Below are 19410 nucleotides of genomic sequence, written 5' to 3' on the forward strand. Positions count from 1 at the left end.
CATGGAAACCCGAGCCCATCATGTGATGATCGGTCTGTTCAGCGTGATAGTCGTGGTCGGCGCCATGCTGTTCGGCTTGTGGCTGGCCAAATCCAGCGTCGACAGCGCGTTCCAGGATTACGAAGTGATCTTCAACGAAGCGGTCAGCGGCTTGTCCCAGGGCAGCGCGGTGCAGTACAGCGGGATCAAGGTGGGTGACGTCACCAGCCTGCGCCTGGACCCCAAAGACCCGCGCCGCGTACTGGCACGTATCCGCCTGGCCGGCCAGACGCCGATCAAGGAAGACACCCAGGCCAAGCTGGCGTTGACCGGCATCACCGGCACCTCGATCATCCAACTCAGCGGTGGCACCCCGCAAAGCCCCGAACTCAAAGGCAAGAACGGCAACCTGCCGCAGATCACCGCCTCGCCATCGCCCATTGCCCGGCTGCTCAATAACAGCAACGACCTGATGACCAGCATCAACTTGCTGCTGCATAACGCCAACCGCATGTTCTCGCCCGATAACGTCGACCGCTTGAGCAGCACCCTGGCACACCTGGAGCAGACCACCGGGGCCATCGCCGAGCAGCGCGGTGATATCAAGGTGGTGATGCAGCAGTTGGCCCAGGTCAGCAAACAGGCCGGCGCCACGCTGGAGCAGACCACTGCGCTGATGCGCAACGCCAATGGCCTGCTCAACGACCAGGGCAAGCAGATGTTCGGCAGCGCCGAAGGGGCCATGCGCTCCCTGGAGCAAAGCACCGCGACCATCAACCGCTTGTTGGACGACAACAAGGATTCCCTGAACAGCGGCATGCAGGGCCTCAACGAACTGGCGCCTGCCGTACGCGAGCTGCGCGATACCCTGGGCTCCTTGCGCGCCATCTCCCGTCGCCTGGAAGCCAACCCCAGCGGCTACCTGCTGGGCAGTGACAAGAACAAGGAGTTCACGCCATGAAGCGTGCTTATAAAATGATCGTTCCGGTGGCCCTGGCGCTGGTCAGTGCCTGCTCGATCCTGCCCAAGGCCGACCCTTCCAACGTCTATCGCCTGCCCACCGCCCAAGTGACGGCCCACGGCAACCCGGTAGCCTGGTCGTTGCGCCTGGCCAAACCGCAAGCCAGCGAATTCCTCGACAGCCCGCGCATTGCCGTGGTGCCTCAGGGCGATTTGATCAGCAGCTATGCCCAGTCCCGCTGGAGCGATCCAGCGCCGGTGCTGTTGCGCAACCGCCTGCTGGACGGCTTCCAGCGCGATGGCCGGGTGGCCTTGTTGAGCACTGATGACACCAATCTACAGGCGGACCTGGAACTGGGCGGGCAGTTGCAGGCCTTCCAGAGCGAGTACCGCGGCAGTGCGGTGGAGGTGGTGATCCGGCTGGATGCGCGATTGGTGCGCGGCAGTGACCAACGGATCGTGGCTGCCAAGCGTTTTGAAGTGCGCCAGCCGGTGAGTGATACCCAAGTGCCAGTGGTGGTGGCCGGGTTTGGTACGGCCGGAGATCAGTTGAACAAGCAGGTGGTGGATTGGGTGGTGACGCAGGGCAATACAGTACCTAAACGCTGAGGGCCTCATCGCAGGCAAGCCAGCTCCCACATTTGATGTGTTCACAAATCAAAATGTGGGAGCTGGCTTGCCTGCGATAGCGGCCTGAAGCTTAGCCAAAGAACCAGTAGCAAACGGCAATCGCCGCCACCACGCCAGCAAACTCCGCCAGCAGCGCACACCCCACCGCATGCCGCGCGCGCTGGATGCCCACCGAGCCAAAGTACACCGCCAGTACATAGAAGGTGGTCTCGGTACTGCCCTGAATCGTCGCCGCCACCAGTGCCGGGAAGCTGTCCACGCCTTGGGTCTGCATGGTCTCGATCAGCATCGCCCGCGCCGCACTGCCGGAGAACGGCTTGACCATTGCCGTGGGCAAGGCGTCGACAAAGCGCGTGTCCAGGCCGGTCCAGGCCACCAGGTGGCGAATGCCTTCCAGGCCAAACTCCAGCGCCCCGGAAGCGCGCAGCACGCCGACCGCACACAACATCGCCACCAGATACGGCAGCAGGTTCTTGGCGACGTCAAAGCCCTCTTTGGCGCCTTCGACAAACGCCTCGTAGACCTTGACCTTGCGCAACGCGCCAATCAGCAGGAACAGCATGATCAGGCCAAACAGCGTGAGGTTGCCAAGGATCGAGGACAGGCCCGCCAGGGCCGTGGCCGACATCGTCGCCAGCAAGGCCATGAAGCCGCCCAGTACCAGCGCGCCCGGGATCAGGTACGCCAGCACCACCGGGTCCCACAAGCGCAGGCGCTGCATCAGCGCCACCGACAGCAGGCCCACCAGGGTCGAGGCGCTGGTGGCCAGCAGGATTGGCAGGAACACCAAGGTCGGGTCCGGCGCGCCTTGCTGGGCGCGGTACATAAAGATCGTCACCGGCAACAGGGTCAGGGAGGACGCGTTAAGCACCAGGAACAGGATCTGCGCGTTGGTTGCGGTGTTGGGGATCGGGTTGAGCTCTTGCAGCGCCTTCATGGCCTTGAGGCCGATCGGCGTGGCCGCGTTATCCAGGCCCAGGCCGTTGGCGGCGAAGTTGAGGGTGATCAAGCCGATGGCCGGGTGACCGGCCGGGACTTCCGGCATCAAGCGCAGGAACAGCGGGCCCAGGGCCTTGGCCAGCCACTCGACGATCCCAGCCTTTTCGGCGATGCGCAGGAAGCCCAGCCACAATGTCAGGGTACCGAACAGCAGTACCATCACCTCCACCGACAGCTTGGCCATGGCGAAGATACTCTCCACCATCGCCGCAAAGATCCCGGCGTTTCCACCCACCAGCCATTGCACCAGCGCCGATACCATTGCCACGACAAAGAAGCCAAGCCACAGGCCATTGAGCATCAGTCACACCCCTTTAAATATGTGGCGAATGATAGCGGGGCTGGCAGAAACGACAAACCCCGGATTTACCGGGGTTTGTGCGATTCAAGCGGCGATCAGCCCTGGCTGGTCTCGCCAGCCGGCAGCGCGGTCTTGGTCCGCCAGTGTGGCAGGGAGTTCCAGTAGCGCTCGCCCTTGGCATCGTCGTACATGCCTTCCCAGCGCGAGATGACCAGCACGGCCAGGGCATTGCCGATCACGTTCAGGGCGGTACGCGCCATGTCCATGATGCGGTCGACGCCGGCGATGAACGCCAGGCCTTCCAATGGGATGCCCACGCTGCCCAGGGTTGCCAGCAGTACCACGAAGGACACGCCCGGTACACCGGCGATACCTTTGGAGGTGACCATCAGGGTCAGTACCAGCATCAGTTGCTGGCCAACCGACAGATCGATGCCATACAGCTGGGCAATAAAGATCGCCGCGATGCTCTGGTACAGGGTCGAACCGTCGAGGTTGAACGAATAACCGGTTGGCACCACGAAGCTGCAGATGGCTTTCGGTGCGCCGTAGGCTTCCATCTTCTCGATCACGCGCGGCAGCACGGTCTCGGAGCTGGCGGTGGAGTAGGCCAGTACCAGCTCATCCTTGAAGATGCGCATCAGCTTGATCACCGAGAAGCCAAACAGGCGGGCGATCAGGCCAAGAATCACGAAAGCGAAGAACAGGATGGCGACGTAGACCAGGATCACCAGCTTGGCCAGAGGCAGCAGCGAGGCGAAGCCGAAGTTGGCCACGGTCACCGCGATCAGGGCAAATACACCGATAGGGGCGTATTTCATGATCATGTGGGTGACTTTGAACATGCTCTCGGAAACGCCCTGGAACATGGTGACCAGGGGTTCGCGCAAGTCTGGCTTGAGGCTCGACAAGCCCAGGCCGAACAACACGGAGAAGAAGATGATCGGCAGCATCTCGCCACGAGCAACAGCGGCAAAGATGTTCGATGGGATCAGGTTGAGGATGGTCTCGATGAACGCATGCTCATGCTGCACCTCGGCGGCGGTCGCCTGGTACTTGGAGATGTCCACCGTACCCAGGGTGCTCATGTCGATGCCGGCACCCGGGTGGAACAGGTTGGCCAACAGCAGGCCGACCACAATCGCAATGGTAGTGACCACTTCGAAGTAAACGATGGTCTTTACGCCGATCCGACCGAGCTTTTTCGCGTCCCCTACACCGGCGATTCCGACAATCAGCGACGAAATCACGATCGGGATCACGATCATCTTGATCAGGCGGATAAAGATATCGCCCGCCGGCTGCAACACGTTGCTGATCCACCAGGCTTTTTCGGCGCTGAAGTGGTTGAGTACAGCACCGATTGCAATCCCTAGCACCAGACCGATGAGGATCTGCCAGGCGAGGCTTAGTTTTGCCTTCTTCATGTCATTACCCTTGTTTCAAGTGGACTCAGGCAGATGCGCCAGCTGGAACGCCCGGAAGCGAAAAAGTGTGAGCATCAGCCTCCGTAGAAGGTCACCGCAGTTGGCCGATATGGCTTACTGGCAAGCGAAAAAAGGCGCAACTATTCCCATGCGGGGGGGCATAGTCTAATGCCGTAAACGCCTACCCCATGCCGAATCGGCATGAGTTTTTGCAAATAAAACTGTCTGTTTGGTCAGTTCGAATGCGACATTTTGTCAGGCATACATGCCGTTAACCGGCCATTTCAGGCTCGCCTAGGGACGTTAGGCTTTTTTGTCGGCTGGAAAAAACTCGTGCAAATTCCTACGCATACCATCGAAAAACACGTCTGGCCGAAGACAAACTTTCTCGATAGATGGTCGCGATGTAACACCGCGAAACGGTTATGTTGAAGCAGAAGGGAATTTTGCAGCTATAGGCGGCATAAGCGCCTAGTGATGACTATCAAGCTCGCCGCAAGTCCGTCAGGCCATAACTGCCTGCGGACTTGCGTCGCAGCTTTTCTCCTGACCCGGCCCTTGCGCAGGCACTCCCTGTACCCGTAGGTCACGCCGATCCACCTTGATCAGAGCAACCCGGCCCCCTGGTCATGCACCGTCATCAGGCGGCGGTGCAAACGGAAACAGGCAGTTGGCCTGGTTCCATGTTGGCGAGGCCCGCAGAGGGGCCTAGTACCAATTCGGATCTTTCTTCAGTTGCTCCATCAGCAACTTCTGCATGCCTTCATCGGGCTTACCGATGAAGCGATAGTCCGCATGCCGTGTTGGCGACTTGTCCGCCGGAAGCCCGGCAGGAACTTCGACCAACATCGCGTAGGCATCGTCCTTATCCATGCTGAACGCGACGATCAGACGTTTATTAAGGCAGGTGTCGGCCGTTTCACACAGCGGCCCTACCAAATACCCGTCACCGTCTTCCGTTACTGCGTTCATTTGCTCAGACGTGCCCGACAGGTTGATCACCCATTCAGGCAGACGCTCTTCCTTCTTGACCACGCCCTGCCAGGTTTCGCGATACTGCGGATCGGCGTTGAGCAGCTCATTGGCCCGCGCCTGGCCGTCATTGGCGGCCATGGCCAAGCCACTGCCGCCCAACAGCAGGGCGGCAGCAAGGGTTTTGAAAGACATGTTGGCCATGTTCAGCCTCGACCGCGGCGGCCAAAGAAGAAGGAAGCGATGAACATCACCAGGAAAACGACAAAGAGAATCTTGGCGATACCCGTAGCGGTGCCCGCGATACCACCGAAGCCCAGGACTGCAGCCACAATGGCAATGATCAGGAATGTGATTGCCCAACTCAACATGGTGATTCTCCTTATGCGTCTATAGAAGTGACTGCTGTGTAGCCATCCTGTCGCACCCAACGGGGCGCCAGGTTCGTGCCTAGAACACCCAGCGTTCCTCGATCGGTTCGTCGTACAGGGCGATGTCCTGTTCAACCGCCATCATGCGTGGAGCGGTGACTTCAGCGCTGCTGCTGCCAACGGAACGGAAATGGGTCTGCGTCATGGGTGCGCGCTCGAACTGCGGGGCGGACTGCTGGCTCTGCTGCCAATGTTGCAATTGCTGACCACCGATCAAGGTCACCATCAAGGCGAGGCTGGCGAACAGCCCCTGTTGAAGGCGCAGTGGCGATACACGCAATGGCTTGAGGCTTTGGCGAGTCATCCTGAATATCTCCCGCATGTTGTTTTGTTCGTTATCACGCTTGTAGGAGAGGTATTGCAGAGTGCATGCCAGTTTTTTAATCAGATAAAAATCAATAAAATCAGGCACTTGCAATATTGATCGGTTTCTTCCCAGCAGCATCCTGCACGATGCGCCTATCCTCACCGTGCGAAATGCACGATGGTCAGTGGTCGGTTCAAGGGATCAGAGCGGGCTGTAGGACTGCCGAAGGGTCAAGAAGGGTGAAAAACACGCTGCCTAGGCATGTAAGTAGGAATGGTCTCAGATAGCTGCGCGATTGGGCTTTGAATCAATCAGAATAAACCATGCAACTTGCCCGATTATTCCGGGACTAACCAAGATCAATCATTTTTACTTAAGGAGCGCGGGACAGATGGAATCAGCCAAGGAACTTCAAGGCCGCATTCTTTTAGTGGACGACGAGTCCGCAATCCTCCGCACCTTCCGTTACTGCCTGGAAGATGAAGGCTATACCGTGGCCACCGCCAACAGCGCGGCCCAAGCCGATGCCCTGCTGCAACGCCAGGTCTTCGACCTGTGCTTCCTGGACCTGCGCCTGGGCGAGGACAACGGTCTGGATGTACTGGCGCAGATGCGTATCCAGGCGCCCTGGATGCGCGTAGTGATCGTCACCGCTCATTCGGCCGTGGATACGGCCGTGGATGCGATCCAGGCAGGCGCGGCCGATTACCTGGTCAAGCCTTGCAGCCCGGACCAACTGCGCCTGGCCACCGCCAAGCAGCTCGAGGTGCGTCAGTTGTCGGCACGCCTGGAAGCGCTGGAAGGCGAAGTGCGCCAGCCCAAGGATGGCCTCGACTCCCATAGCCCGTCGATGATGGTGGTGCTGGAGACCGCCCGCCAAGTGGCCGGCACCGACGCCAATATCCTGATCCTCGGCGAGTCCGGCACCGGTAAAGGTGAGCTGGCCCGGGCTATCCACGGCTGGAGCAAAAGGGCGAAGAAGTCCTGCGTCACCATCAACTGCCCGTCCCTGACCGCCGAACTGATGGAAAGCGAGCTGTTCGGCCACAGCCGAGGGGCCTTTACCGGCGCCAGCGAAAGCACCCTGGGCCGGGTCAACCAGGCCGACGGCGGCACGCTGTTTCTCGACGAAATCGGCGACTTTCCCCTGACATTGCAACCCAAGTTGCTGCGTTTCATTCAGGACAAGGAATATGAGCGGGTCGGCGACCCGGTCACCCGCCGCGCCGATGTACGTATCCTGGCGGCGACCAACCTGAACCTGGAAGACATGGTGCGCGACGGGCGTTTTCGCGAAGACTTGCTGTATCGCCTCAACGTCATCACGCTGCACCTGCCACCCCTGCGTGAACGCAGCGAAGATATCCTCGCCCTCGCCGACCGCTTCCTCGCGCGCTTCGTCAAAGAGTACGCGCGGCCAGCTCGCGGCTTCAGCGACGAGGCCCGCGAAGCACTGCTGAACTACCGTTGGCCGGGCAATATCCGCGAACTGCGCAACGTGGTGGAGCGCGCGAGCATCATCTGTGCCCAGGAGAAGGTCGAAATCAGCCATCTGGGTATGGCCGAGCAGCCGACCAATAATGCACCGCGCATCGGTGCGGCGCTGAGCCTGGATGAGCTGGAAAAGGCCCATATCGGCGCCGTCCTGGCCACCAGCGACACCCTGGACCAGGCAGCCAAGACCCTGGGCATCGATGCGTCGACGCTGTATCGCAAACGCAAGCAATACAACCTGTGAGCTGTACCTTATGAAGCTGGCGATGAAACTGCGCACGCGGCTGTTCCTGAGCATTTCTGCGCTGATCACCGTGGCGCTGCTCGGGTTGCTGCTGGGGCTGGTGAGTGTCATGCAAATGGCCAAGACCCAGGAATCCCTGATCCGCAGCAACTTCATCACCCTGGATCTGGGGCTCAAGCTGCGCCAGAGCCTGGGTGACCAACTGATTCTGATGCTTCACGACACCCCAGACCCGGTGGCGCTGAACAAGGCCAAGCAGCAATACTTCAAGCTGTTGGACGAGGGCGTCGCCCACGAAATGAGTGTCGCCAGGGTCGGCGGTTTCTCTCAAGCCAAGGCCGATTACCTGACGTTCCTTGAAGCGTTCGAAGAAAACGAAAGTACGCCGCCGTCCCTGCGCAATAACGAAAAACTCACCACCAGCTTCAACGTCTTGCGCAATGGCCTGATCAGCGAACATAAAAGAGCACTGGAAAACATCAACGACACCGAAAGCCAGTCTCGCGAACGCGCCCTGTGGATTGCCGGGCTGCTCGGGCTGGTGGGCCTCGCGGTGCTGATCATCGGCTTCATCACCGCCCATGGCATTGCCCGGCGCTTTGGCGGGCCCATCGAAGCCCTGGCCAAGGCAGCCGATAAAATCGGCCAGGGAAATTTTGATGTCACCTTGCCGATTTCTTCGGCGGCTGAAATGAACCAACTGACCCGACGCTTCGGCATCATGGCCGAAGCCCTGCGTCAGCATCAGGCAACCAATGTCGACGAATTGCTCGCTGGCCAGCAACGCCTGCAGGCTGTACTCGACAGCATCGACGACGGTTTGCTGATGATCGACCGCCAAGGGCGCCTGGAGCATCTCAACCCGGTCGCCCAGCGCCAGTTGGGTTGGGACGAGAGTCGCTTGGGGCAGGGCCTGGGTGAAGCGTTGCAACGGCCGGAACTGGATGAGCAACTGCACCTGGTGCTGCGTGGCGGCAACCTGGAACACGCACCTGACGACCTGGAAGTGGAAGTCGAGGGTGAATCACGCCTGTTGACCTACAGCATGACGCCCGTCAGCCACCACCAAGGGCATATTCTCGGCGCCGTGATGGTGTTGCATGACGTTACCGAACAACGGGCCTTCGAACGGGTGCGCAGCGAATTTGTGCTGCGTGCTTCCCATGAGTTGCGTACGCCAGTCACCGGTATGCACATGGCGTTCGGCCTGTTCCAGGAACGGGCGAAATTCCCTCCTGAGTCTCGCGAAGCCGACCTGTTGAATACGGTCAACGAAGAAATGCAGCGCCTGATGCAGTTGATCAACGACCTACTCAACTTTTCCCGCTACCAGAACGGCCTGCAAAAACTCACCCTGGCGCCTTGCGACATCAATGATCTGCTTGAACATGCCCGTGCGCGCTTTGCTGAACTGGCGAATGCGCAAAACATCGACCTGCTGGTAGAAGCGCAAGCGCAACTGCCCAGGTTGCATGCCGACCAAGCGCAATTGGAGCGGGTCCTGGACAACCTGCTCGGCAATGCCCTGCGCCATACCAGCGAAGGCGGGCAGATTCGCCTGCAGGCGCGGCGCCATGGCGAACGGCTGATCATCAGCGTCGAAGACAACGGCGAAGGCATCGCCTACGGCCAGCAGGGTCGGATTTTCGAGCCTTTTGTCCAGGTAGGCCGCAAGAAAGGCGGCGCCGGCCTGGGGCTGGCGCTGTGCAAGGAGATCGTGCAGTTGCACGGTGGCCGCATGGGAGTCTATTCCCGGCCGGGGCAGGGTACGCAGTTCTATATGGCGTTACCGCTGTAACTCGTGGCAAGCGGGCTTGCCCTGCGCGGCGGCGCCAACAAGGTCGGTGCTTTTTTCAGGCTAACCGAGTGGCAGGTTTGGGGCTGCTGCGCAGCCCAACGGGGGACTAGCCCCCTCGCCACATTTACCTTGCCGGCAGTGGTCAAAGCACCTCTTGTGGCGAGCGGGCTTGCCCCGCGCTGGGCCGCGCAGCGGCCCCAATAAGGTCGGTGAGTTTTTCAGATAAACCGAGTGGCAGGTTTAGGGCTGCTACGCAGCCCAGCTGGGGACTAGCCCCCTAGCCACTAACCCCACTTAGCGGTGGTTCAACACCCGCAGGATCGCTGCGCTTTGCGCATCCGGCGTGCCGTCGTACAGGGCCGGCCGGAAGCGCATCTGGAACGCGGCCAGCACACGCCGAGTCGCCACATCCAGCTCGCCGGTCTGCGGCGTGGAATACCCCAGGCGTGCCAACTCTTCCTGGAACCAGGTAATGCTTGGCAGTTGCCTGGCGTACTCGGCCTGATACCGCACGACCGCCTGGGCCTCGGGCCAGATCCCCAAGCCTTCATCCGCCAGGCGCTTCCACGGGAACAAGGGGCCCGGATCAAGTTTGCGACCGGGGGCGATATCGCTATGCCCAATAATGAACTTAGGGTTGATCCGGTTGCGCTGGCTGATGTCCTTGAGCAAGGTCACCAGGGACTGGACCTGCGCTTCGGAGTAGGGATACCAGACGCGCCCGGTGGGCGTATCGCGGTAGCCCGGGTTGACGATCTCGATACCAATGGAGCTGGAGTTGAGCCAGGTACGCCCCATCCATTCACTTTCCCCGGCATGCCAGGAGCGCTTGTCTTCATCCACCAGTTTATAGATGGTCGCACGGGCGTCGTCGCCAATCAGGTAGTGGCTGCTGACCTGGCCTTTGGTCAATAGCGCCAGCGAACCTTGAAGGTTGGTCGCGGTGTAGTGCAGCACGACGAACTGGATACGATTATCGAAGTTCACCGAAGGGTGGGTGGTATCCAGGCGCGGGCCACTCGCACAGCCGGCGAGGGTGAGGGACAGAAGAGCAGCAACGAGAAATTTCATGGCAACAGACAGTACGCTAATAACGATAATGCAACAGTGTAACGTACCGTTTGCCGTTCCGCGGCAGGCTTACAAAATGGAACAACTTTTCAGGCCGCCTGCACCTGATTGCGTCCCGCCGCCTTGGCCCGATACAAGGCTTCGTCTGCACGCTTGAGTGCCAGGTCGCTACGCTCGCCCGGCTGAAACTGCGCCATGCCGATGGACATGGTGATGGTCACCCGCTCGCCCTTGAAGTGAAACGGGCACGCCTCGATCGCTGCCCGCAGGCGCTCGCCCAGTTCCAGCGCATCGCCCAGCGCCGAATCCGGCATCAGCAGGACAAACTCCTCACCGCCAAACCGCGCGATGAAGTCCGTCGGCCGCAGGCGTTTGTTCAACACATTGGCGATGATCTTCAACACCTTGTCGCCCGCCAAATGGCCGTAGCTGTCGTTGATGCGCTTGAAGTGGTCAAGGTCCAGCATCGCCAGTGACAGACTGTTGCCCTGTTGATGCCAGGTATTGACCTCGTACTCCAGGCGTTCGCTCCAGGCCGCACGATTGGGCAAGCCGGTGAGCGGATCGATCAGCGCTTTCTGGCGCTGGACCTCGAGATGATCACGATAACCCTGGGCCTCCTGCTCCATGCTCGCCACGCGCTCGGCCAAGCCCTGCAGCCGTGCGGCCACTTCATGTTCGCGCTGGTCACGCTGCTTTTGATGCTCGTCCATGGCGCCCAGCAGCCCCTCAAGATGACTCTCCAACACTTGCTTGAGGTCATCGAGGTCAGCCGCTTCCTGGACACTGCTTTGCAAGCCATCCATCTGCTCACGGATTTGCGTATCCATCTCGCGCGCGGCGCTGCGGCTGTCGGCGTGCCCGTCGCTGGCCGCTTGCAGATTGCTCTGGAAGGCCTCCAGCCGCTCGTTGAGACGCTTGAGGTAGGCCTCGAATTCATGCTGGCCGCTATCGGTAATAGCCAGCATCAATACCGCCAGGTCATCGAGGATCGGCAGCAGTTCGTACCAGTTCAACCCATGGGCCAGGCGTTCGCGCATGGCTTCGGCCTGGGGTCGATGGTGCTCGGGCAGGTCGAGGTCGCCCAACAGGCCGAGCAGGGTGTCTTCGATATGCTTGGCGACGGAACTGTAGGATGGCTCAGGCGAGTCGGGCAGGGCGTACAGCACCTCGCCATCCATCGCGTCAGGGTCAACCTCTGCCGATTCATCCTCCAGCACCGGCGGCAACGACAGGCTGCCGATCGCCGTCGGTTGCGGCGCCTCTGGCAGGGCCTGGGGCGCCGCAACCACTGCAAGCGCAGGTTCAGGCGGCGGGGCGAGAATGACTTCGGCGGGCTGGCGCGGCTCCAGTGTTTCCACTACCGCGGCAGGCATCTCAACGGGCAATAACCGGGTCGCAGCAGCCTGCGGCGGTGCTGCCACGCGCTCCTCGATATCAATCTCGGGCGCAACGGTCAGCGCCGCAGACGCAGCCTCCGGCACTGGCTGCTGCGGTGCCTGTGCTTGAGGTGCAAAAGCACGCAGCGCCTGTGCCAGCTCGGGCGCATCCTCAACGGCCTGGGCGGCCGGACTGGTTTCTACCGCAGGGGCTGGCCGGGAGACCGGGGGAACAGCAGGCTCAACCGGCGCTACCTCCGTACCCACCTCCTTGCCACCAAACAGGCGCTGCAACAGGCCTGGCCGAGCAGGTTCGTCATCCGACTCAAGATTGCTCAGGGCCTGCCCTTGAAGCCCGCTCAACTCACTGAGCAGCAGGGGGATTTCCCGCGCCTGGCCGACGCGGCTGTCCAACTGCTTGGCGAAACTCTTCAGCGGGCGGCTGACTTCCCGCGGCAAGGGCAGCGCCTGCAGTTGCGCAACCAGCGCGGTCAGCGCCGTACTGATCTGATCAACCCGCGTTTCACGGCGCTGCTCGGAGTCCAGTACGGCCTTTTCCAGGCGTGGCAACAGGGCGGCGAGCGCGGCGTCCATGTCATCGCTGCGCACCACATCGCGCATCTCTTTCATACACTGGTCGACCGCCCGGTCCGTGCCTTCGGCCGCCAGCGTGCTGCGCACCAGCCCACGGCGCAGCAAGTCGAGGCGCGCAGCCCAACGGCGTTCGAGCTTTTCTTGTTGCTCGATGCTTAACAGGTATTTCTCTTTCCAGCGCTGGGCTTCGTCGCTCATGCAAGGGATCCGCGAGGGCCGGGGCTCAACGCGGGTAATGCATCAGCCGTGAGCGAACCCGGCAGACGAATCTCTACCGCGACCGGCAGGTGATCGGAAATGGGCTGGGCCAGTACCTGCACGCTTTCCAGGGTCAAGGTCGGGCTTAACAGGATGTGGTCAAGACAACGTTGCGGGCGCCAGCTGGGGAAAGTGGCTTCGACCTGTGGCGCCAGCAGCCCGAGGTCGCGCAACGGAGAATTCTCCAACAGGTCACTGGCGTGGGTGTTCATGTCCCCCATCAGCACCTGGTGTTTGTAATCGCCAATCAGCTCACGGATATAGGCCAACTGCATGGTCCGGGTACGCGCCCCCAGCGCCAGGTGCATCATGACCACCACGAGCGCCTCGGGCCCTTCGCCAAAACGCACGAGAATTGCCCCACGCCCTTTTGGGCCGGGCAGCGGGTGATCCTCGATCGCCCACGGCTTCAAGCGGCTGAGCACACCATTGCTGTGCTGGCCCAAACGACCGAGGTTGCGATTGAGTTGCTGGTACCAGTAGGGGAATGCACCGAGCTGGGCCAGATGCTCGACCTGATTGATGTAGCCCGAACGCAGGCTGCCGCCATCGGCCTCCTGCAGCGCCACCAGGTCGAAGTCGCCGAGCAGGTCGCCAATCTTTTGCAGATTGCCGGCCCGCCCCGTGTGGGGCAGCAAATGCTGCCAGCCACGGGTCAGGTAATGACGGTACTTCTCGGTGCTGATGCCAACCTGGATATTGAAGCTCAGCAAGCGCAGCCGGCTGTCCGCCGGCAGGCCGGTGGACGGGAGATGGTGTTCGTTGACCTGCGGATCATGCAGGCCAACGACGCGTTCTGTACCCCAGCGACGCATGGCGAGCCCCTTACTTGGCTGCGCGCTCTTTGGCGATCAACTGGTCAGCGACGTTGAGGGACGCTTCAGGACCACCGGTGGAGCCGATGTCAAAGCGGTATTTGCCGTTGACGATCAGGGTTGGAACGCCTTGCACGCCGTATTTCTGTGCGAGTTCCTTGGCCTTCGTGATCTGGCCCTTGATGGCAAAGGAGTTGAAGGTGGCGAGGAACTTGTCCTTGTCTACGCCCTGGGTGGCGAGGAAGTCGGCCATTTCGTCAGGTTTGGTCAGGCGCTTGCCTTGTTTCTGGATCGCTTCGAATACCGCGCTGTGGACCTTATGCTCCACACCCATGGCTTCCAGGGCCAGGAACATCTGGCCGTGGGCGTCCCAAGGACCGCCGAACATGGCTGGGATACGCTTGAAGTTCACATCCGACGGCAGCTTCTCGGCCCAGGGATTGATGGTTGGCTCAAAGGAATAGCAATGCGGGCAGCCATACCAGAACAGCTCTACGACTTCGATCTTGCCCGGCACGGAAACCGGTACCGGATTGGCCAATTCAACATAGGTCTTACCCGCTTCAAGCGGCACGTCGGCGGCTTGGGCGGTCATGCCGAACAGGCTGGCAGTGACGAGAGCGGCGCTGAGGATCAGATTACGCATGCTTTACTCCTGGACAAATAAAGTCGCCTCGCGCGACCTTTTTTATGACAGGTCTACACGGGCATGAGTTCGTTAGTGTAACGGTAGCGACCACAAAAAAGGGCGGCCTAAGCCACCCTTTTTATGCTTGCATCGACAGATTAATCGAGCGTTAACGTTGCCCAGGCAACGTCAGGCCATCCGCGCCTTACTTATGCAGGCCCTGGATGTAGCTGGATACCGCAGCAATGTCTTCGTCGCTCAGTTTGCGGGCGATGGTGCGCATGGTCATGGCATCGCCATCGTTGCTTCGACCGACTTTAGGGTCTTCCTTGCGGAAATCCGTCAGTTGCTTGGCAATGTACTGGGCGTGCTGGCCACCCAGGTGCGGGAAGCCCGCTGCAGCGTTACCCGAACCATCCGGGGAGTGGCAGCCGGTACAGGCAGGCAGGCCTTTTTCCAGGTTGCCGCCACGGAAGATTGCTTCGCCGCGCTCGACCAACGCTTTATCGGCAGCCCCCACGCTGCCGGTCTGGCTGGCGAAATATGCGGCGATATCATCCAGATCCTGATCGGTGAGGTTGGTCAGCATGCCGGTCATTTCCAATACCGTTCGCTTGCCATCCTTGATGTCGTGCATCTGCTTGGTCAGGTAACGCTCACCCTGGCCCGCCAGTTTTGGGAAGTTGGGTGCCGGGCTGTTGCCGTCCGGTCCATGGCAGGCACCACATACGGCGGCCTTTGTCTGGCCAGCAGTAGCGTCACCTGCAGCATGGGCAACACCAGTGATGCCCAAGGTCAACAGCAGACTCACGATCAATTTGTTCATCAGCTAATCCAATTACGGCTAAAGGTTATAGAGTTATGAACCGGGTCTACTCGCTCATCAAAATAATGATGGCCTGGTAATCCTCGGCACGGCATTCCATGCACAAACCACGCGGCGGCATCGCCTTGAAACCCTGGGTCACGTGCTGCACCAGCGTATCCATGCCTTGCGCCAGTCTCGGCGCCCAGGCTGCCTGGTCACCCCGCTTGGGGGCCGTTGGCAGCTGTCCGGCATGGCAAGCCGCGCAAACGCGGTTGTACATAGCTTCCGGATCCTGTGTAGCCTGCGCACTGTAAAGTGGTACCAGGACACCGACAGCTAGCAGCCACTTGGTCATACGTCGACCTTTTCAGGGTTTGGAAGCGTTATGCGTTCTAATGCGCAATAAAGGTCTATCGCTCCCGTGAACTTCATCCTTCGCTGGGACAAAGCACACACAAAATCTGCGGCATTATATACTGGCGCTACTGAAACGGGAACGACACTACTTGCCGCACCCATTCCCGGCACCGCCCACATCGGAAATCCCATGCAACTCAAGAACCCCATCCTCGGTCTGTGCCAACAGTCCACCTTCATGCTCAGCGCCGCCAAAGTCGACCAATGCCCCGACGACGAAGGCTTTGAAGTGGCCTTCGCCGGGCGCTCCAACGCTGGCAAGTCCAGCGCACTCAACACCCTGACCCATGCCAGCCTGGCTCGTACCTCGAAAACCCCAGGTCGCACACAGCTCCTCAACTTCTTCAAGCTAGACGATGATCGGCGTCTGGTCGACCTGCCGGGCTACGGTTACGCGAAAGTACCTATCCCACTGAAGCTGCACTGGCAGCGTCACCTGGAAGCCTACCTGGGTGGCCGCGAAAGCCTGAAAGGTCTGATCCTGATGATGGACATCCGTCATCCAATGACCGATTTCGACCTGCTGATGCTCGATTGGGCGGTTGCCAGCGGCATGCCGATGCACATTTTGCTGACCAAGGCCGACAAGCTGACCTACGGCGCCGCCAAGAACACCTTGCTCAAAGTGCAGGCCGAAATCCGTAAGGGTTGGGGTGATGCGATCACGATCCAGCTGTTCTCGGCGCCCAAGCGCATGGGCCTGGAAGACGCCTATACCGTACTGGCAGGCTGGATGGAATTGGCCGACAAGGGCACAGAAATCGCCGAGTGACTTTGTTGCGGGCAAAAAAAATCCCGAACTTCGTATGGGGAGGGGAAGTTCGGGATCTAAGTACTCCGGACCGCTAGGGCGGGGTCCAGATATCTGCCAACACTTAACACAACATAGGAGCATTGAAGGGCTTCACCACCCATTCAGTAACTCTGAGTGACTTTTCATGGGTTAAGTTCCGGTGCCCGGAAAAACTATTGGAAATAACTGTCGGCAGTTTCCGATCTATAGGCGTCGCTGCGACTTGATGCCGCAGCAACGCCCTGTGATCAGTGGGCTTCGTCCCAGTTGTTACCCACTCCAACCTCAACCAGCAGCGGCACATCCAGTTTCGCAGCACCACTCATGTGCTCACGAATCTTCTCGCTGACTTCGGCCACCAGGTCTTCACGGACCTCGACCACCAATTCATCGTGCACCTGCAGGATGACCTTGGCATCCAGCCCCGACTCCGTCAGCCAGTTATCAACCTTGACCATCGCTTTCTTGATGATATCGGCGGCCGTACCCTGCATCGGCGCGTTGATCGCGGTACGTTCGGCGCCCGCGCGCTCCTGGGGTTTGTTGGAGTGGATGTCCGGCAGGTACAGCCGGCGCCCGAACAGGGTTTCCACGTACCCCTGATCGGAAGCCTGGGCGCGGGTGCGCTCCATATACTCGCGTACGCCTGGGTAGCGGGCGAAGTACACATCGATATAAGCCTTGGCGGTCTTGGTATCGACACCGATATCCTTGCCCAGCTTCTGCGCGCCCATACCGTAGATCAGGCCGAAGTTGATCGCCTTGGCGCTGCGGCGCTGATCGGACGTGACCTTGCCCAACTCGACCTTGAACACCTCGGCCGCCGTGGCCGTGTGCACATCGAGGTTGTCGCGGAACGCGTTCAGCAAGCCCTCGTCCTTGGACAAGTGCGCCATGATCCGCAGTTCGATCTGCGAATAGTCCGCCGCCAGCAACTTGTAGCCCTTGGGCGCGACGAATGCCTGGCGGATCCGCCGGCCTTCGGCGGTGCGCACCGGGATGTTCTGCAGGTTCGGATCACTGGACGACAAGCGCCCGGTGGCCGCCACGGCCTGGTGGTAAGAGGTGTGGATCCTCCCGGTACGTGGGTTGATCTGCTCTGGCAAGCGGTCGGTGTAGGTGCTTTTGAGTTTGCTCATGCTGCGGTACTGCATCAGTACCTTAGGCAGTGGGAAGTCATCTTCAGCCAGCTTGGCCAAGACTTCCTCGGCGGTCGAGGCCTGGCCCTTGCCGGTTTTCTTCAATACCGGCAGCCCGAGTTTTTCGTAGAGGATCGCCCCCAACTGCTTGGGTGAACCGAGGTTGAACTCCTCTCCGGCGATCTCATACGCCTGGCGCTCCAGTTCCACCATCTTGTTACCCAGTTCAATGCTTTGCACGCCCAGCAGCGCGGCATCGACCAAGGCACCCTGGCGCTCAATCCGCGCCAGCACCGGCACCAACGGCATCTCGATATCCGTCAACACACTGGCCAGGCTCGGCAGCGCAGCGAGTTGTGCGTGCAATGCCAAGTGCAGGCGCAGTGTCACATCGGCATCTTCAGCCGCGTAGGGGCCTGCCTGTTCCAGGGGGATCTGGTCGAACGTGAGTTGCTTGGCGCCCTTGCCGGCAATGTCCTGGAAGCTGACGGTGTCATGCTCCAGGTACTTCTTGGCCAGGCTGTCCATGTCGTGACGGGTCGCGGTGGAGTTCAGCACATAGGATTCGAGCATGGTGTCGAAGGCGATGCCGCGCACGGTGATGCCGTGTGCCGGGTCGCCACCGATGGCGCAATTGGCCAGGATATTCATGTCGAACTTGGCGTGCTGGCCCACCTTGAGCTTTTGCGGGTCTTCCAGCAGCGGCTTCAAGGCCAGCAGTACCGTATCGCGGTCCAGTTGCTCGGGTACGCCGATGTAGGAATGGGTCAGCGGAATGTAGGCCGCTTCATTGGCCTGTACGGCAAACGAAACCCCTACCAGCTGCGCCTGCTGGGCATCGACGCCGGTGGTTTCGGTATCGAAGGCAATCAGCTTGGCGTCATTGAGCTTCTTCAGCCACACGTCAAAACGGGCCTGGTCGAGGATGGTTTCGTACTGCGCTTCGACCGGGGCCAGCGTCTTTGCGGCCTCAGGCTCAGCCGAAGGCTGCACCGGCGCTACGTCGGCAGCCGCTTTAAGCTCGACCCGCTTGGCATCGCGCTGAATCTCATCGATCCAGCTCTTGAACTCCAGCAGGGTGTACAGCTCCAGCAGCTTTTCACGATCAGGCTCGATCAAGTGCAAGTCTTCCAGGCCAACCTCCAGTGGCACGTCGACCTTGATGGTCGCCAACTGGTAGGACAGGAATGCCATCTCTTTGTGTTCTTCCAACTTGGCCGGCAGGGTCTTGGCCCCACGGATCGGCAAGGTCGGGACAATGTCGAGCTGCTCGTAAAGCTCTTTCAGGCCGCCGTTCACACCCACCAGCAAGCCCGAAGCAGTCTTAGGACCAATCCCCGGAACGCCAGGGATGTTGTCGGAGGAATCGCCCATCAGCGCCAGATAATCGATGATCTGCTCGGGAGCGACGCCGAATTTCTCCTTAACGCCGTCGATGTCCATCGCACTACCGGTCATGGTGTTGACCAAGGTAATGTGCCCATCGACCAATTGCGCCATGTCCTTGTCGCCGGTAGAGATCACCACCGGGCGGTCAGCGGCCGCGCTGCTGCGGGCCAGGGTGCCGATCACGTCGTCCGCTTCAACGCCTTCGACGCACAGCAGCGGGAAGCCCAGGGCAATTACGCTCTGGTGCAGCGGCTCGATCTGCACGCGCATGTCATCGGGCATGCTCGGGCGGTTGGCCTTGTATTCGGCGTACATGTCATCGCGAAATGTCCCACCCTTGGCGTCGAACACCACAGCGAACGGGCTGTCCGGGTACTGCTTGCGCAGGCTTTTGAGCATGTTCAGCACGCCCTTGACCGCACCAGTCGGCAGGCCTTTGGACGTGGTCAGCGGCGGCAGCGCGTGGAAGGCGCGGTACAGATATGAAGAACCGTCCACCAGGACGAGGGGGGCTTGGCTCATGAGCAGGATCAACCTTTTCGGCGGGTCAGGCGCTAGAATAGCCGGACCAATGACA

Annotated in this window: 17 protein-coding genes; 5 read left to right on the plus strand and 12 right to left on the minus strand. The window is 60.3% G+C overall.

Annotated features, from left to right (window positions below; genetic code table 11):
* Position 1: 1 nt before the first annotated feature.
* Together BHC62_RS16165 and BHC62_RS16170 are read left to right on the plus strand one after the other, a co-directional pair.
* On the plus strand, positions 2–940 hold the full coding sequence (locus BHC62_RS16165) for an MlaD family protein (protein WP_029290391.1): 939 nt from the start codon (positions 2–4) through the stop codon (positions 938–940).
* Positions 937–1548, plus strand: coding sequence for an ABC-type transport auxiliary lipoprotein family protein (locus BHC62_RS16170; RefSeq protein WP_070995503.1), 612 nt, complete (start codon positions 937–939; stop codon positions 1546–1548). Before BHC62_RS16165 ends, BHC62_RS16170 begins: the two co-directional genes overlap by 4 nt.
* A gap of 91 nt (positions 1549–1639) precedes the next feature.
* Here BHC62_RS16170 and BHC62_RS16175 read toward each other — a convergent pair whose 3' ends face one another.
* The 5 genes from BHC62_RS16175 to BHC62_RS16195 form a co-directional block, all read right to left on the minus strand.
* Positions 1640–2869, minus strand: a complete 1230-nt coding sequence (locus BHC62_RS16175; protein ID WP_029290384.1) for a nucleoside recognition domain-containing protein — start codon at positions 2867–2869, stop codon at positions 1640–1642.
* A 95-nt stretch (positions 2870–2964) separates the two neighbouring features.
* On the minus strand, positions 2965–4296 hold the full coding sequence (gene gltP, locus BHC62_RS16180; protein WP_029290382.1) for a glutamate/aspartate:proton symporter GltP: 1332 nt from the start codon (positions 4294–4296) through the stop codon (positions 2965–2967).
* Positions 4297–5004: 708 nt separating this feature from the next.
* A complete protein-coding gene (locus BHC62_RS16185) occupies positions 5005–5472 on the minus strand; it encodes an inhibitor of vertebrate lysozyme family protein (protein WP_070995504.1) in 468 nt (155 codons plus the stop codon).
* 2 nt (positions 5473–5474) lie between these two features.
* Positions 5475–5639: a DUF1328 domain-containing protein gene (locus BHC62_RS16190; RefSeq protein ID WP_003170804.1), complete on the minus strand. Its 165-nt coding sequence runs from the start codon at positions 5637–5639 to the stop codon at positions 5475–5477.
* A 79-nt stretch (positions 5640–5718) separates the two neighbouring features.
* The gene (locus BHC62_RS16195) at positions 5719–6003 is read right to left on the minus strand and encodes a hypothetical protein (RefSeq protein ID WP_070995526.1); all 285 of its coding nucleotides are present in this window, start codon (positions 6001–6003) and stop codon (positions 5719–5721) included.
* A gap of 394 nt (positions 6004–6397) precedes the next feature.
* Between BHC62_RS16195 and algB the strand changes: the two genes are divergently transcribed.
* Together algB and BHC62_RS16205 are read left to right on the plus strand one after the other, a co-directional pair.
* Positions 6398–7744 carry a sigma-54-dependent response regulator transcription factor AlgB gene (algB, locus tag BHC62_RS16200; RefSeq protein WP_029290372.1) on the plus strand — a complete coding sequence of 449 codons (1347 nt, stop codon included), beginning with the start codon at positions 6398–6400 and terminating at the stop codon, positions 7742–7744.
* 10 nt (positions 7745–7754) lie between these two features.
* The gene (locus BHC62_RS16205) at positions 7755–9542 is read left to right on the plus strand and encodes a KinB sensor domain-containing domain (RefSeq protein ID WP_029290370.1); all 1788 of its coding nucleotides are present in this window, start codon (positions 7755–7757) and stop codon (positions 9540–9542) included.
* A gap of 294 nt (positions 9543–9836) precedes the next feature.
* Here BHC62_RS16205 and BHC62_RS16210 read toward each other — a convergent pair whose 3' ends face one another.
* The 6 genes from BHC62_RS16210 to BHC62_RS16235 all read right to left on the minus strand — a co-directional run bounded on the left by BHC62_RS16210 (position 9837) and on the right by BHC62_RS16235 (position 15450).
* On the minus strand, positions 9837–10613 hold the full coding sequence (locus BHC62_RS16210; protein ID WP_070995505.1) for an N-acetylmuramoyl-L-alanine amidase: 777 nt from the start codon (positions 10611–10613) through the stop codon (positions 9837–9839).
* A gap of 89 nt (positions 10614–10702) precedes the next feature.
* On the minus strand, positions 10703–12784 hold the full coding sequence (locus BHC62_RS16215) for a diguanylate cyclase (RefSeq protein WP_070995506.1): 2082 nt from the start codon (positions 12782–12784) through the stop codon (positions 10703–10705).
* Entirely contained in the window at positions 12781–13659 is an 879-nt protein-coding gene (locus tag BHC62_RS16220) for an endonuclease/exonuclease/phosphatase family protein (RefSeq protein ID WP_070995507.1), read from the minus strand. Before BHC62_RS16220 ends, BHC62_RS16215 begins: the two co-directional genes overlap by 4 nt.
* A 10-nt stretch (positions 13660–13669) precedes the next feature.
* The gene (gene dsbA, locus BHC62_RS16225; protein WP_070995508.1) at positions 13670–14305 is read right to left on the minus strand and encodes a thiol:disulfide interchange protein DsbA; all 636 of its coding nucleotides are present in this window, start codon (positions 14303–14305) and stop codon (positions 13670–13672) included.
* A 187-nt stretch (positions 14306–14492) separates the two neighbouring features.
* On the minus strand, positions 14493–15113 hold the full coding sequence (locus BHC62_RS16230; protein ID WP_070995509.1) for a cytochrome c: 621 nt from the start codon (positions 15111–15113) through the stop codon (positions 14493–14495).
* 46 nt (positions 15114–15159) lie between these two features.
* Positions 15160–15450: a cytochrome c5 family protein gene (locus BHC62_RS16235; RefSeq protein WP_029290357.1), complete on the minus strand. Its 291-nt coding sequence runs from the start codon at positions 15448–15450 to the stop codon at positions 15160–15162.
* Positions 15451–15642: 192 nt separating this feature from the next.
* Between BHC62_RS16235 and yihA the strand changes: the two genes are divergently transcribed.
* Complete coding sequence (yihA, locus tag BHC62_RS16240) at positions 15643–16284, plus strand: ribosome biogenesis GTP-binding protein YihA/YsxC (protein ID WP_029290354.1); 642 nt, start codon at positions 15643–15645, stop codon at positions 16282–16284.
* Between the two features lie 269 nt (positions 16285–16553).
* Here the strand turns inward: yihA and polA are convergent, their stop codons facing one another.
* Positions 16554–19355: a DNA polymerase I gene (gene polA / locus BHC62_RS16245; protein WP_070995510.1), complete on the minus strand. Its 2802-nt coding sequence runs from the start codon at positions 19353–19355 to the stop codon at positions 16554–16556.
* Positions 19356–19410: the final 55 nt, after the last annotated feature.

The sequence above is a fragment of the Pseudomonas sp. 06C 126 genome, from assembly GCF_001855215.1.
GTDB lineage: Bacteria > Pseudomonadota > Gammaproteobacteria > Pseudomonadales > Pseudomonadaceae > Aquipseudomonas > Aquipseudomonas proteolytica.